An 11435-nucleotide genomic window follows, 5' to 3' on the forward strand; every position below is an offset into this window, starting at 1 on the left:
ACTCCTGAAAAGCCGCGCGCCCCGGTTCAGCCGATCACACCCACGGCATGGCCCGCCGCCTGGAACATGCCGAGGATCTGCTCGACCTGTTCGGCGCTGTGCTCGGCGCAGAGCGAGCAACGCAGCAGATAGGTGCCGGCAGGGGTCGCCGGCGGGCGTGCCATGTTGACGTAGAGCCCCGCTTCCAGCAGCGCCTGCCACATCATCACTGCCTGAGTCTGGTCCTTGAGAATCACCGCGATGATCGCCGACTGCGGCGTTTCGGTACCCAGCGTGAAGCCCATCTCGCGCAGCCCGGTGTGCAGCCGTCGGCTGTTCTCCCACAGATGCGCGCGCTTCTCGCCCGCGTGCATCAGCTTGCGGATCGAGGTGGCGGCGGTGGCGACGACGCTGGGCGGCAGCGACGCGGTGAACACATAAGGGCGGCAGACGAGCCGCATCACGTCGAACTTGGGATGGTTCGACACGCAGAAGCCGCCGACGGTTCCGACCGACTTGGAAAAGGTGCCGACGACGAAGTCGATATCGTCCTCGCAGCCCATCTCCTCATAGACGCCGCGGCCGTTGGGGCCGAAGAAGCCCATGCCATGCGCTTCGTCGCACAGGATCATGGCGCCGTGCTTCTTGGCCACCGCCACCATCTCGGGCAGCGGTGCGACGTCGCCGAGCATCGAATAGACGCCTTCTAGCACGACGAGCTTGCCGGCGTCGGCGGGCAGGCGGCCGAGGCGCTTGTCGAGATCCTCGACCGAATTGTGGCGGAACCGCACCACTTCCGCATTGCCCATCGCGCAGCCGTCATAGATCGAGGCATGGCTGTCGGCGTCGAGGATGATGTACTCGCCCTTGCCGGCGAGGGTGGAGATCATGCCCAGATTGGCCTGATAGCCGGTCGAGAAGACCATCGCGTGCTTGGTGCCGTAGAACTCCTTGAGCGCGTCCTCGCAGTCCTTGTGCCCGCCATAGGTGCCGTTGAGCACGCGGCTGCCGGTCGTGCCCGAGCCGAATTCGTCGAGCGCGCGCTTGCCGGCGGCGATCACGTCCGGATCGAAGGTCATGCCCATGTAATTGTAGGTGCCGAGGAGTATCGTCTCCCTGCCCTTGATGATCGCGAGAGTGGGCGACTTCACTTCGTCCATCACGATCGCGAACGGATCGCGAACGCCGCTGTCGAGCAGCGCCTGGCGCTCGGCGATCAACGGATCGAATTTGGAGAAGAGATCCCGCTCGGGAGCGACGTCCCGCGGTTCGCGAGGAAGTTGATGCGCGGTCTGGGCGGCTTCGGTCATGTCATATGTCCCCGATCCGTTCATGTGGAGCGAAGTCAGGACACGCTGGCGTCGCGCCGGCGGCCGTCCCGCGACTTCGCTCGGGACGAACGGTGGCTATGCGTTGTGCTTGAGCTTCTGAACTGCATCGACGAGCTGACCGACGGTCTCGATCTCGGCCTGCATGTTCATCGTTATCAGAATGTCGAACTCGTCCTCGATCGCGGCGACGAAATCCATCACCGTCAGACTGTCCCATTCGAGATCGCCCGCAAAGGTCGTGCTTTCGCTCAGCGCGACGCCCTTCTTGTTGAAGGGCTCGATCAGCCGCGCAACGGTATCGAAGATTTCCTGACGATCGCTCACATCGGTTCCTTGAGACAGCGAAGCGCCGCACGTGCCAAGCAAATGCGGCCTCTTTTCGGCGCTAACGAAAGGCTGCCTATAGCAGCCCCTGCGCGCGATACCATGCCGCAGTCGCTGCCAGCCCGTCCGGCGTGGCGACCCGGGGCTGCCACAGCTGCATCGGCGGGCGACGCGCGGCATCGGCGACCCAGTCCCGATGGCAGAAATAGGCGACACGATCCGGAGTGAGTTTGGCGTCGCGACCGCGCACCAGCCGGTCGAGATGCGCGCCCGCCATCATCAATGGACGGGGGAGGGCGATCGCCGCGACTCGCTTGCCGATCGCAGTGCCGATAGCCTGGGCGAAGTCGCGGTGGCTCCAGCCGCTTTCGGTGCCGTCGTCGGCATCAAGGATGATGCGGCCGGGATCGGAGTCGGTGAGCGTGAGCAGAAGCCGTGCGAGATCGCTCACTTCGATGACCGAGAGGCGGCCGCCGGGCGGCAGCAGGGCGAGGCCGCGCCGGGCGAGCTTGAACAAGTCGAGCATTTCGAGATCGCCCGGACCATAAACGGCGGGCGGGCGAACGATCGTCCAGGCAAGCGGCGAATCCTGCACCAGCGCATCAGCCTCGGCCTTCGAGAATCCATAGGCCGACATGCCCGGCTCGCGCGCGGCGAGCGACGAGACATGGACGAAGCGCTCGACGCCGGCCTTGCGCGCGGCAGCCAGCATGTTGCGCGTGCCATCGATGTTGCCGCGCACGAAGCCGGATTTGTCCGGCGCATTCACCACGCCCGCGACATGGATCACGGCGTCGGCGCCCTCGGCGAGCGTGGTCAGCGCCTCGACATTGTCGAGCGCGCCGCGAATCCAGGTGATGCCTTCGCGCTCGGCCTGTTTCCGCCGAGTGAGTGCCCGCACCGCATGCCCTTCGGCGAGCGCCAGTTCGATCAGCTTGGTGCCGACGAAACCGGTGCCGCCGGTGATGGCGAGCGTGAGCGGCTGCATCAGAGCAGCGCCATATGGTTGCGGTGGACGAGCGCCGAGCGCGGCGAATAGCCGAGGATTGCCGGCACTTCCTCGCTGCGGCAGCCGACGATGCGGCAGGCGTCGCTGGCGTCATATTCAGAGAGCCCGCGTGCGATGCGGGTTCCCTTGGTATCGACGATCAGGACCAGATCGCCGCGCGCGAAATTCCCTTCGATCCGCAGCGTGCCCGCCGGGAGAAGGCTGTTGCCGTTCTGCAGCGCCTGGACCGCGCCCTTGTCGATCCAGATCGTCCCTTCTTCGGTGAGGCCGCCCGACAGCCACGCCTTGCGCGCGCCATGGGTGCCTTCGCCATAGAAGACAGTGCCGTGCCCGGTATCGAAGAAATGCCGGAGCGCATGTTCCTTGTGGCCCGAGATGATCGCGAGATCGATGCCCGCGCTCGCTGCGATCCGCGCCGCCTCGATCTTCGAGACCATGCCGCCCGAGCCCATGCCGGAGGAGGACTTGCTGTCGGCCATGCCCATGATCTTCTCGTCGATCTCGCGGACGACGGGGATCAGCCTGGCATCGGGATTGGTGTGCGGATTGGAATCATAGAGGCCATCGATGTCTGAGAGCAGAATCACGCCATCGGCTTCGGAGGCCTGCGCCACACGCGCTGCCAGCCGGTCGTTGTCGCCGAAGCGGATGCGCTCGGTTGCGACGGTGTCATTTTCGTTGACGATCGGAACCACGCCGAGCGACATCAGCCGCCCCAGCGTGGCCGATGCATTGAGATAGCGGCGGCGGTCCTCGAAATCGCCGAGCGTCACCAGCACCTGCGCCGCCTGGAGCTCTTCATGGTCGAGCACGTCGGCCCACACCTGGGCAAGCGCGATCTGGCCGCGCGCGGCGGACGCCTGAGCGTCCTCCAGCGTGTTGCGGCCGCCGCCGGAGAGGCCCAGCCGCCGCGCGCCGAGCGCGATCGCGCCCGAGCTGACGATCGCGACCTGCTGACCCGCGCGGAACCGCGCGCCGATATCGGCAGCCAGGGTTTTCAGCCATTCCTTGCGAACCTCGCCATCGGGTCCGACCAGCAGTGCCGAGCCGACCTTGACGATCAGCCGCGGGCACCGTTCGGGGGAGAAGCGATCCGCTTCGCTCACAATACCTCCAATATCTCTGTTCTGGCGTCTTTCTGAATCATAGCGGCGACCATTCCACCGGTTCTTCGCTCGAATCCTCGCCGGTGTCGGGAACGCCGCCCTCGGCGGGGCCGATCGCCTCGACCAGCCGGTCGAGCACTGCCTCGAGTCCGGCGCCGGTCGCGCCCGAGAGCGGCAGCACCGGAGCGCCGCTCGCTTCCGCAAGCTCCGCCGAAAGCGCGTCGGTGAGCTCGTCGTCGAGCAAGTCGACCTTGTTGAGCGCGATCACTTCGGGCTTGGCGACCAGACCGGCGCCATAGGCCTCCAGCTCGTCGCGCACGATGCGGTACGCCGCTGCCGGATCGTCGCCATGGGCATCGACGAGGTGCAGCAGCACCTTGCAGCGTTCGATATGGCCCAGGAAGCGATCGCCGATGCCGGCGCCTTCGGCCGCGCCCTCAATCAGCCCCGGAATGTCGGCGAGCACGAACTCGCGGCCCTTGTGGCTGACCACGCCGAGCTGCGGGCGCGTGGTGGTGAAGGCATAATCGCCCACCTTCGCCTTGGCGTTGGAGACGCGATTGATGAAGGTGGACTTGCCTGCATTGGGCAGGCCGACGAGGCCGGCATCGGCCAGCAGCTTGAGCCGCAGCCACACCCACGCCTCGTCGCCCGGCCAGCCCGTACCGTGCTGGCGCGGCGCGCGGTTGGTGGATGTCTTGTAGCTGGCATTGCCGCGACCGCCGTCGCCGCCGCGCAGGAAAACCTCGCGCTGGCCGGCCTTGGTGAAGTCGAGCAGCACATGCTCCTTGTCTTCGGAGATCACCTGCGTGCCGACCGGCACCTTGATGACCAGATCGCGGCCGCCGCCGCCGGTGCGGTTCGCGCCTGCGCCGCCCTTGCCGCGCTGGGCGCGGAAGTGCTGAGTGTAGCGAAAGTCGATCAGCGTGTTGAGGCCAGGGACCGCCTCGAACACGATGTCGCCGCCCTTGCCGCCGTCGCCGCCGTCGGGCCCGCCATATTCGATGAACTTTTCGCGCCGGAAGCTCACTGCGCCGGGGCCGCCGGTACCCGAGCGAACGAAGATCTTGGCCTGATCGAGGAAATGCATGGAGGCCATATAGGCGATGCCGCGCCACAGTCACCCCGTGGCGGCATCGCAGCAGGGGCCGCGACAGCGAAGCGAGGCTCCGCCGCCGTGTCGACTCTCGGCCGGTGGAAGCCGCGGCGCTAAGGATCGTTGGCGCCGCCAAGGCATTCGAGGCCCTTCTCACGCAGCAGCGATTCCCGGAGCTGACGCGCCGCGATCTCCCGCGCCGCGGTGCGCGGAAGCGACAGGGCGCTCGCCATCGGGCCTCCCAACAGCGCGTCGCCGAGAGCGGTCAGCACCAGCGCGAGCGTATCTTCGTGGAACGTGCGATCCTGATGGCCTTCGAGCGCCAGTTCATCGACCAGCCGGTGAATCGCGCCGAGAATCGGGTCGAGCGCGTCTTCGTTGCCGGACAGGATCATCCAGCTCGCCAGCGCGCCTGCGCCTTCCTTGCCGAACGCATCGAAGGCGAGATCGACGACTTCGCTCGGATCCTGATTCTCGTCCTGGCGCGCCCGGATCACCGCTTCGCCGATCTTGGCGCAGACCGACTCCGCGATCAGCGCCGCCAGCGCCTTCTGCAGCCCGGCCGCAGAGCCGAAATGGTGCAGCAGATTGGCATGCGTCCTTCCGATGCGCGCGGCGACCGCCTTCAGCGTAACGGCTTGTGGGCCAGCCTCGATCAGCAGCGTTCGTGCAGCCTCGAGCGCGATATCGCGCGACTCTTCCGGGCTGAGGCGTTTGCGAGATATTGACATCAATGTCAGTATTGACTACTTCGAGGAATGCGAACTCTGCGTAGTGGAGGAAACTCATGGCGAAAGCAAAGACTCCCGCCGATCTGACGATCACGCCGCGCGATCGGCGCTTCGGCCGTACCGCACGCCGCGAGCGCTGGTGGATGAACGGAGATCCGATCGCGACGGCATTCTTCAATGCGCTGTCGGTCACCTTTCCGAAGGGGGAGGCCTTCTTCATCGAATCGGTGAAGGCGCACCGCGACGGTGTGGAGCCCAAGCTGGCGCAGGAAATCCGCGCGTTCACGCAACAGGAAGTGATGCACAGCCGCGAGCATATCGTGTTCAACAAGGCGGTGGTCGACGCCGGCTACGACATTTCCTCGCTCGACGCGCGGGTCGACGAGATGCTGGCGATCGCCAATGCGCGGCCGGCGGTGGTCCGCCTCGCCGCGACGATGGCGCTCGAGCATTACACGGCCATTCTGGCGTCGCTGATCCTCGAGCACCCCGAACTGTTCGAGCAGACCGACGCCGAACAGGCGGACATGTGGCGCTGGCATGCGATCGAGGAAGTCGAGCACAAGGGAGTCGCCTACGACACCTGGGCGCATGCGACCAGGGACTGGAGCGGCTGGAAACGCTGGAAGACGCGGTCGCTGGTGATGTTCCTGGTGACCGTCAACTTCTGGCGTCACCGGATCGAAGGCACGCTCGAGCTGCTGCGCCAGGACGGGATCACCGGCTGGTCGGCGAAGCGGCGGCTGGCGCGCTATCTGCTCTGGTCACCCGGGATCGTGCGCAAGATCGTGCCGAGCTGGCTCACCTATTTCCGCCCGGGATTCCATCCTTGGGATCACGACGACCGCGCGCTGATCGGCAAGGCCGAAAGCGATTATGCGGCGGCGGCGATGCCGGCGACCGCCTGAGCGCCGCCGCCGGCAAATGCCTCACGCCGCCATTCGCGTTCGCGCAGGATCGTCGTCGCATGCCGGCTGATCGGCCAGTTCGCGCGTGAAGCGGACCGTCTCGACTTCGCCGCCACGGCCGCGCGAGTGCGTCATGCGCAGCTCGCCGGTCGGCACGAAGCCGAGCTTGCGCAGCACGCGGCCGGAGGCGGGATTGTCGACGAAATGGCCTGCCTCGACTCGGCGAATGCCCAGTGCATGTGCTGCGGCGAGCGCGCCGCGCGCCGCCTCGGTCGCATAGCCGCGGCCCTGGGCGTCGGGGGTGATCCAATAGCCGAGCTCGTGCGCGGCGCTCGCGAGCGGCTCCACGCCGACCATGCCGATAATGCGGACCGAACCGGCGGCATGCGCGCAGATCACGAACCTGGGCATCTCGGGACCGCCGAAATCGGCGAGGAACGCCTCGGCGTCCGCCAGCGCATAGGGCCAGGGCGCGCGTGCCAGATTGCGCACGACGCCTTCTTGGCCGATCGCCTGCGCCAGTTCGGGAGCATCCTCCGGCCAGCCGGGCCGCAGGGTCAGTCTTGGGGTACGCACGAACATGCCCGACTCTCCTCGGTCGTTGCGGCGTGCGTTGGACGAGCGATGTGTCGTCCAGATTGCAGCCGCAGGTGAGGGAGCATGAAAAAAGGGAGACCGGGGCGACCCGTCTCCCTTTTGCGCTGGTCCGAATGCGGACCCGGGTCGCCCTGGTGGGCAACCCGGCCGGTTGCCCGATGTTACTCGGCTGCCTCCGCAATCATGTCTACCGAGCAGAATTTGCGGCCGAGGCGGCCTTCCTTGAACGACACGCGGCCGTCGGTAAGCGCGAAGAGGGTGTGGTCCTTGCCCATGCCCACGTTCGTGCCCGGATAGAATTTGGTGCCGCGCTGGCGCACGATGATGTTGCCGGCGACGACTTCCTGTCCGCCGAACTTCTTCACGCCGAGACGCTTGCCTGCCGAATCGCGACCGTTGCGCGACGAGCCGCCTGCTTTCTTATGTGCCATTGCCCGTTACTCCTCGTGTCTCGATCAGGCTTCCGCGGCCGGCGCTTCGGCTTCCGCCGGAGCTGCCTCTGCCTTGGCGGCCTTCTTCGCCTTCTTCGCTTCGCCGCCGATCGCAGTGATCTTCAGGATCGTGTGCTGCTGACGGTGGCCGTTCTTGCGGCGATAATTGTGACGGCGACGCTTCTTGAAGACGATGACCTTCTCGCCCTTCGCCTGCGCCACGATCTCGGCCGAGACGGTCAGGCCGTCGGTCGACTTCAGATCGCTGCCTTCGCCGGCGAGCAGAACGTCGTCCAGCGTGATCGAATCACCGGCTTCGCCGCCGAGCTTCTCGACGACGATTTTGTCTCCTGCGGCGACGCGATACTGCTTGCCGCCCGTGCGCACGATAGCGAACATGGGTCTAGTCTCGTTTTCTAAATGCATGTGCCCCGCGCACGGCGAACCGGCTCGGGAAGAACGGCGCAGCTAGGGGAAAGGGCGGGTCAAGTCAACCGCGACTTGCCGTTTTCGCGGCCGATCGCCTGTCCTCAGTGCCGATGTTCACGCTTGAGCCGGTACCGGCCCTTGGAAAAGGCATCGAACAGGCCGCCGATCGCGGGATGATCGACCGGCTCCTCGCTTTCGTCGACCACCAGATTCTGCTGGCTGACATAGGCGATGTAGCTGGATTCCGTGTTCTCGGCGAGGATGTGATAGAAAGGCTGGTCCTTGCGGGGCCGCACGTCCTGCGGAATCGCCTCGTACCACTCGTCGGAATTGGCGAAGACCGGATCGACATCGAAGATCACGCCGCGGAAATCGAACAGCCGGTGTCGCACGACATCGCCGATCGTGAAGCGGGCATGGCTGACGGGGGGCATCGGCACTCCCGCGTCGAACGGATCGGGCGAGGTGGTGAGGCTGGACATGTCTCCAATCTAGTGGTTTCGCCGCGCGGCACAAGCACACCGCTTGTGCGGCCCGAATCTTTGGGCTAAGGGCCCGCGCTCAGTCGACCGGCGCGCGGTTCCGCGAGGAACAATCCAGTGCGCCGCCCCTCGCGGAGAGGTGCCGGAGTGGTCGATCGGGGCGGTCTCGAAAACCGTTGTGCCCTTGCGGGTACCGTGGGTTCGAATCCCACCCTCTCCGCCACTTCCCTGCGCTTCCTGATCTTCAGATCCGTGCCGCACCGCTCGGTGGACGGCACAAGCGGGTTTGCTGGGAAGCTCCGCGGCCGAGAGAGCGGAGTAGCCGATGGTCTCGAGCTGCTGTGTATCCTGGTCGCGCAGCACATAGCGGAAACCGAGCCCCAGGTCCGCATTGTCGAACGCGGCCTTCGGATCGAGCGCGCCATCGAACGTGACGCAACCGCTATTCGCGCCGGTAAAGGGCACGAAAGCCTCGATCCGGTTGCTCGTGGGCGCCAGCCGCACGCCGAGAGGATCGCCGTCGTTCGTCTGGAATGCGATGAACGGCGGCGAATTGATCGCCGATGCCGAGAATTTCAGCGCGTCGCCGGCGATCGCCAGCCGCGTCTGGTTCAGGATGTGGAAGGCCGCGTTCGAACCGAACGGCAGATTGAGATCCGCCGTCGCCTGATAGACGCTTCCGAAATAGAGGAAGGGCAGTCCGTAGCGACTGAAGTCTCCGAACACGACCGGATCGGCGGAGGCGAGCCAGACCACTGCACGGTTTCGGGTCGCGGCTGCGATATAGCGCAGTGCCTTAGTGGCGAACCCCGCCGGATCCTCGTCGATCCCGGCGGGGCGCTCGGTGCAGAACAGATAATGCCCGTTCTGGTCGGCAAGCGAATCTTCGAAGGCGATCGCGTCGGGAAGGCCGGGCTCGGGCGAAAGAAGGTAGCCGGCCCAGCCGACGGAGCCCGCCACCTTCGTCTCGTATACCGAACTCGTCCCGATCTGTTCGAAACGCGGTGCGGCGGGCGCGTCCACGATCCTATCCGATCGGGAAAATGCCGAGCAACGTCCCGGAAAGCCTGTACAGGCCGCCGTTGTCGGCAATCTCTCCCTGGGTGATCGTCACGGTATATTGAGTGGAGCCGAGCGCGGCGTATTGGACCGTGATCCCCTTCATCCAGACGGTCGTTCCGATCGCGATGTCGTTCCCGAGCGTCACCGAGGGCTGTGCCTGGGAGACGACCGGCGTCCAGACCGGAATGCGTCCCTGATATTGAAACGAGAGGAAGGTCGTGTTGTTCGTGTCTCCGCTCGGCGTGGTGACGACGTTGCTGTTCGGGCTGGTCGGCGTATTGACCGACGAGATCGCCTTGAAAGTCGCCACCTCCAGTCCCGAAGTGTCGATCGCCGGAGCCTCGAAGCTCGCTTGCTTCTCGCTGCTCGATCCGATCGGGAAGATGCCGAGCGTGAGGCCGCTGAGCGTATAGAGGCCGCGGTCGTCGACGATCTCGCCCGAGGTGATCGTCACCGTATATTGGGAGGCGCCGAGCGCGCTGTACTGGACCGTGATCCCCTTCTTCCACGTCGTCGATCCGATCGTGATGTCTTCGCCCAGGGTGACCGTCTGCTGCGCTTGGGAGACGGCAGGGGTCCACACCGGAATCCTTCCCTGATACTCGAACGTAAGTTGCGTGGTGTTGTTGGTGTCTCCGGACGGAGTTGCCACGACATCGGTGTTCGGGCTCGTCGGGGTGGTTGTTTTCGACGGAACGGCGAAAATGAACTTTTCTTTACCCAAGGCGCATCTCCAATGATTTCAGCAGAAACACGAAGCTCCACTGGATGAAACACAACCGATCTGTGAAAACATTGATCGTTGATTTGGAGAGTTTGCGTCAATCTACATTTGATTGAATGTGGACCTTTATAAATGGGTCCATTCAGGTTCAATATTTACACCATTACAGCGCTATGCTTGCGCCGGCGCCGCGGAGCCAGGGCGTCTCAAATACTCGACCGCCCGTTTCGCGACGGGATTCCTCGAGAAGACGCCCAGACTTGCTCCTTCGAAGACATGAGGCGTGCCGCTGTCGATGATCGTGCCGTAGAGGAGCACCGTATAGGTGCCGGTCGGGCCGCCGAGCGGATTGAAGGTGATCGTCAGCCCTTCCGAAAGCGTGACGCCGAGGGCAGTGATCGCCTCTTCGAGGATTACATGCTGGTTGGCGATCGAAAGCAGAGCCTTCCAAAGCGGCAGAGTGCCGGCGCTGAGCGTGATCCAGGTCGAATCGTTGAGATCGAAAGTAGCGCGGGTCTGGGCGCTGCAGTTCACCGTCAACTGCGTGTCGACGATCTGTCCCGATGTCAGGAAGGTTGCGACAGGCAAGATGGTTTCGCCCTCCTCGCTGACGCTGGTGCGTCCCCGCATGTCTTCCTTGAGCGTGTCGCGATGCGATTTCAACCGTCGCAGGGCAGGGGCGGAGTCCGCGCCCACAATCGGCCGTCCCGCCGTTCCTCCGTTGGGGATGCATGCCCCGGCTGGCCGCCCCGACGCATCATTTGCGGCGTTGGTGCATTGTCGCCATGCCCGGGGGCCGGAGCATTCCGTCCGTCCTCCGCATGCTGACCAGTAGAGGAGATGAAGATGGAGCGCGATCTCGAGCAGCGAATCCGCGAGCGGGCGTATGAGATATGGCAGGAGGAAGGTCGGCCCGAAGGTCGTGAAGAGGAGCATTGGCAGAAGGCGGCTTCCGAGTTCGGCGAGGCGCGCGAGACCCCCAGCAAGCCCTCCGCCAAAGCTGCGGGCTCTGCAAAGCACACAACCACGAAAAAGCCGGTCGCGGCCGCAGCCGAGGCGACGCCTGCCGAAGAACCCAAGGCGAAGCCCGCGGCGCGCAGTCCGCGGGGCGCCACCTCCGGCAAGGGCAAGGGCAAGACCAAAACGGATTGATCCGGCTCGGCAATTCGCTGCCTTGGCGAGAGGGAACGATTGCCCCGCTGTGCGGTTGGTCTGGAAGTGTTCAC

15 protein-coding genes and 1 tRNA gene are annotated in these 11435 nt (G+C 65.0%); 4 read left to right on the top strand and 12 right to left on the bottom strand.

The window, feature by feature from the left end; all coding sequences use genetic code 11:
• Positions 1 to 26: 26 nt before the first annotated feature.
• The 6 genes from spt to H7V21_RS00720 all read right to left on the bottom strand — a co-directional run bounded on the left by spt (position 27) and on the right by H7V21_RS00720 (position 5576).
• Positions 27 to 1289 (bottom strand): serine palmitoyltransferase, encoded by a 1263-nt coding sequence (gene spt / locus H7V21_RS00695; protein ID WP_188054744.1) that lies wholly within the window; start codon positions 1287 to 1289, stop codon positions 27 to 29.
• 96 nt (positions 1290 to 1385) lie between these two features.
• A complete protein-coding gene (locus H7V21_RS00700) occupies positions 1386 to 1634 on the bottom strand; it encodes an acyl carrier protein (protein ID WP_188054745.1) in 249 nt (82 codons plus the stop codon).
• A gap of 76 nt (positions 1635 to 1710) precedes the next feature.
• Complete coding sequence (locus H7V21_RS00705; protein WP_188054746.1) at positions 1711 to 2622, bottom strand: NAD-dependent epimerase/dehydratase family protein; 912 nt, start codon at positions 2620 to 2622, stop codon at positions 1711 to 1713.
• Positions 2622 to 3749 carry a glutamate 5-kinase gene (proB, locus tag H7V21_RS00710; RefSeq protein ID WP_188054747.1) on the bottom strand — a complete coding sequence of 376 codons (1128 nt, stop codon included), beginning with the start codon at positions 3747 to 3749 and terminating at the stop codon, positions 2622 to 2624. Before proB ends, H7V21_RS00705 begins: the two co-directional genes overlap by 1 nt.
• Positions 3750 to 3786: 37 nt before the next feature.
• Entirely contained in the window at positions 3787 to 4839 is a 1053-nt protein-coding gene (obgE, locus tag H7V21_RS00715) for a GTPase ObgE (protein WP_188054748.1), read from the bottom strand.
• Positions 4840 to 4958: 119 nt separating this feature from the next.
• The gene (locus tag H7V21_RS00720) at positions 4959 to 5576 is read right to left on the bottom strand and encodes a TetR/AcrR family transcriptional regulator (RefSeq protein ID WP_188054749.1); all 618 of its coding nucleotides are present in this window, start codon (positions 5574 to 5576) and stop codon (positions 4959 to 4961) included.
• 56 nt (positions 5577 to 5632) lie between these two features.
• On the opposite strand from H7V21_RS00720, the gene H7V21_RS00725 reads away from it, so the two are divergent.
• Positions 5633 to 6484, top strand: coding sequence for a metal-dependent hydrolase (locus H7V21_RS00725; protein ID WP_188054750.1), 852 nt, complete (start codon positions 5633 to 5635; stop codon positions 6482 to 6484).
• A gap of 21 nt (positions 6485 to 6505) precedes the next feature.
• On the opposite strand, the gene H7V21_RS00730 is transcribed toward H7V21_RS00725, so the two are convergent.
• The 4 genes from H7V21_RS00730 to hspQ form a co-directional block, all read right to left on the bottom strand.
• Positions 6506 to 7066 (bottom strand): GNAT family N-acetyltransferase, encoded by a 561-nt coding sequence (locus H7V21_RS00730; protein WP_188054751.1) that lies wholly within the window; start codon positions 7064 to 7066, stop codon positions 6506 to 6508.
• A 176-nt stretch (positions 7067 to 7242) separates the two neighbouring features.
• On the bottom strand, positions 7243 to 7512 hold the full coding sequence (gene rpmA, locus H7V21_RS00735) for a 50S ribosomal protein L27 (protein ID WP_188054752.1): 270 nt from the start codon (positions 7510 to 7512) through the stop codon (positions 7243 to 7245).
• 24 nt (positions 7513 to 7536) lie between these two features.
• Positions 7537 to 7911, bottom strand: coding sequence for a 50S ribosomal protein L21 (rplU, locus tag H7V21_RS00740; RefSeq protein ID WP_188054753.1), 375 nt, complete (start codon positions 7909 to 7911; stop codon positions 7537 to 7539).
• 131 nt (positions 7912 to 8042) lie between these two features.
• Complete coding sequence (hspQ, locus tag H7V21_RS00745; protein WP_188054754.1) at positions 8043 to 8423, bottom strand: heat shock protein HspQ; 381 nt, start codon at positions 8421 to 8423, stop codon at positions 8043 to 8045.
• A gap of 133 nt (positions 8424 to 8556) precedes the next feature.
• Between hspQ and H7V21_RS00750 the strand changes: the two genes are divergently transcribed.
• Both H7V21_RS00750 and H7V21_RS00755 read left to right on the top strand, forming a co-directional pair.
• Positions 8557 to 8646: transfer RNA gene (locus H7V21_RS00750), tRNA-Ser, on the top strand.
• 207 nt (positions 8647 to 8853) lie between these two features.
• On the top strand, positions 8854 to 9093 hold the full coding sequence (locus H7V21_RS00755) for a hypothetical protein (protein WP_188054755.1): 240 nt from the start codon (positions 8854 to 8856) through the stop codon (positions 9091 to 9093).
• 357 nt (positions 9094 to 9450) lie between these two features.
• On the opposite strand, the gene H7V21_RS00760 is transcribed toward H7V21_RS00755, so the two are convergent.
• On the bottom strand, positions 9451 to 10137 hold the full coding sequence (locus H7V21_RS00760; RefSeq protein ID WP_188054756.1) for a hypothetical protein: 687 nt from the start codon (positions 10135 to 10137) through the stop codon (positions 9451 to 9453).
• A gap of 243 nt (positions 10138 to 10380) precedes the next feature.
• Positions 10381 to 10839, bottom strand: a complete 459-nt coding sequence (locus H7V21_RS00765) for a hypothetical protein (RefSeq protein ID WP_188054757.1) — start codon at positions 10837 to 10839, stop codon at positions 10381 to 10383.
• Between the two features lie 216 nt (positions 10840 to 11055).
• Between H7V21_RS00765 and H7V21_RS00770 the strand changes: the two genes are divergently transcribed.
• Entirely contained in the window at positions 11056 to 11361 is a 306-nt protein-coding gene (locus H7V21_RS00770; protein WP_223177038.1) for a DUF2934 domain-containing protein, read from the top strand.
• Positions 11362 to 11435 lie beyond the last annotated feature (74 nt).

It is taken from the genome of Sphingosinithalassobacter sp. CS137 (assembly GCF_014334115.1).
GTDB lineage: Bacteria > Pseudomonadota > Alphaproteobacteria > Sphingomonadales > Sphingomonadaceae > Sphingomonas.

Bases quoted from the DNA above. Each gene is read 5' to 3' on its own strand.
- spt (WP_188054744.1), bottom strand. From the start codon at position 1,289: ATGACCGAAGCCGCCCAGACCGCGCATCAACTTCCTCGCGAACCGCGG.
- H7V21_RS00705 (WP_188054746.1), bottom strand. From the start codon at position 2,622: ATGCAGCCGCTCACGCTCGCCATCACCGGCGGCACCGGTTTCGTCGGC.
- obgE (WP_188054748.1), bottom strand. From the start codon at position 4,839: ATGCATTTCCTCGATCAGGCCAAGATCTTCGTTCGCTCGGGTACCGGC.
- H7V21_RS00720 (WP_188054749.1), bottom strand. From the start codon at position 5,576: ATGTCAATATCTCGCAAACGCCTCAGCCCGGAAGAGTCGCGCGATATC.
- H7V21_RS00725 (WP_188054750.1), top strand. From the start codon at position 5,633: ATGGCGAAAGCAAAGACTCCCGCCGATCTGACGATCACGCCGCGCGAT.
- H7V21_RS00730 (WP_188054751.1), bottom strand. From the start codon at position 7,066: ATGTTCGTGCGTACCCCAAGACTGACCCTGCGGCCCGGCTGGCCGGAG.
- rpmA (WP_188054752.1), bottom strand. From the start codon at position 7,512: ATGGCACATAAGAAAGCAGGCGGCTCGTCGCGCAACGGTCGCGATTCG.
- rplU (WP_188054753.1), bottom strand. From the start codon at position 7,911: ATGTTCGCTATCGTGCGCACGGGCGGCAAGCAGTATCGCGTCGCCGCA.
- hspQ (WP_188054754.1), bottom strand. From the start codon at position 8,423: ATGTCCAGCCTCACCACCTCGCCCGATCCGTTCGACGCGGGAGTGCCG.
- H7V21_RS00765 (WP_188054757.1), bottom strand. From the start codon at position 10,839: ATGCGGGGACGCACCAGCGTCAGCGAGGAGGGCGAAACCATCTTGCCT.
- H7V21_RS00770 (WP_223177038.1), top strand. From the start codon at position 11,056: ATGGAGCGCGATCTCGAGCAGCGAATCCGCGAGCGGGCGTATGAGATA.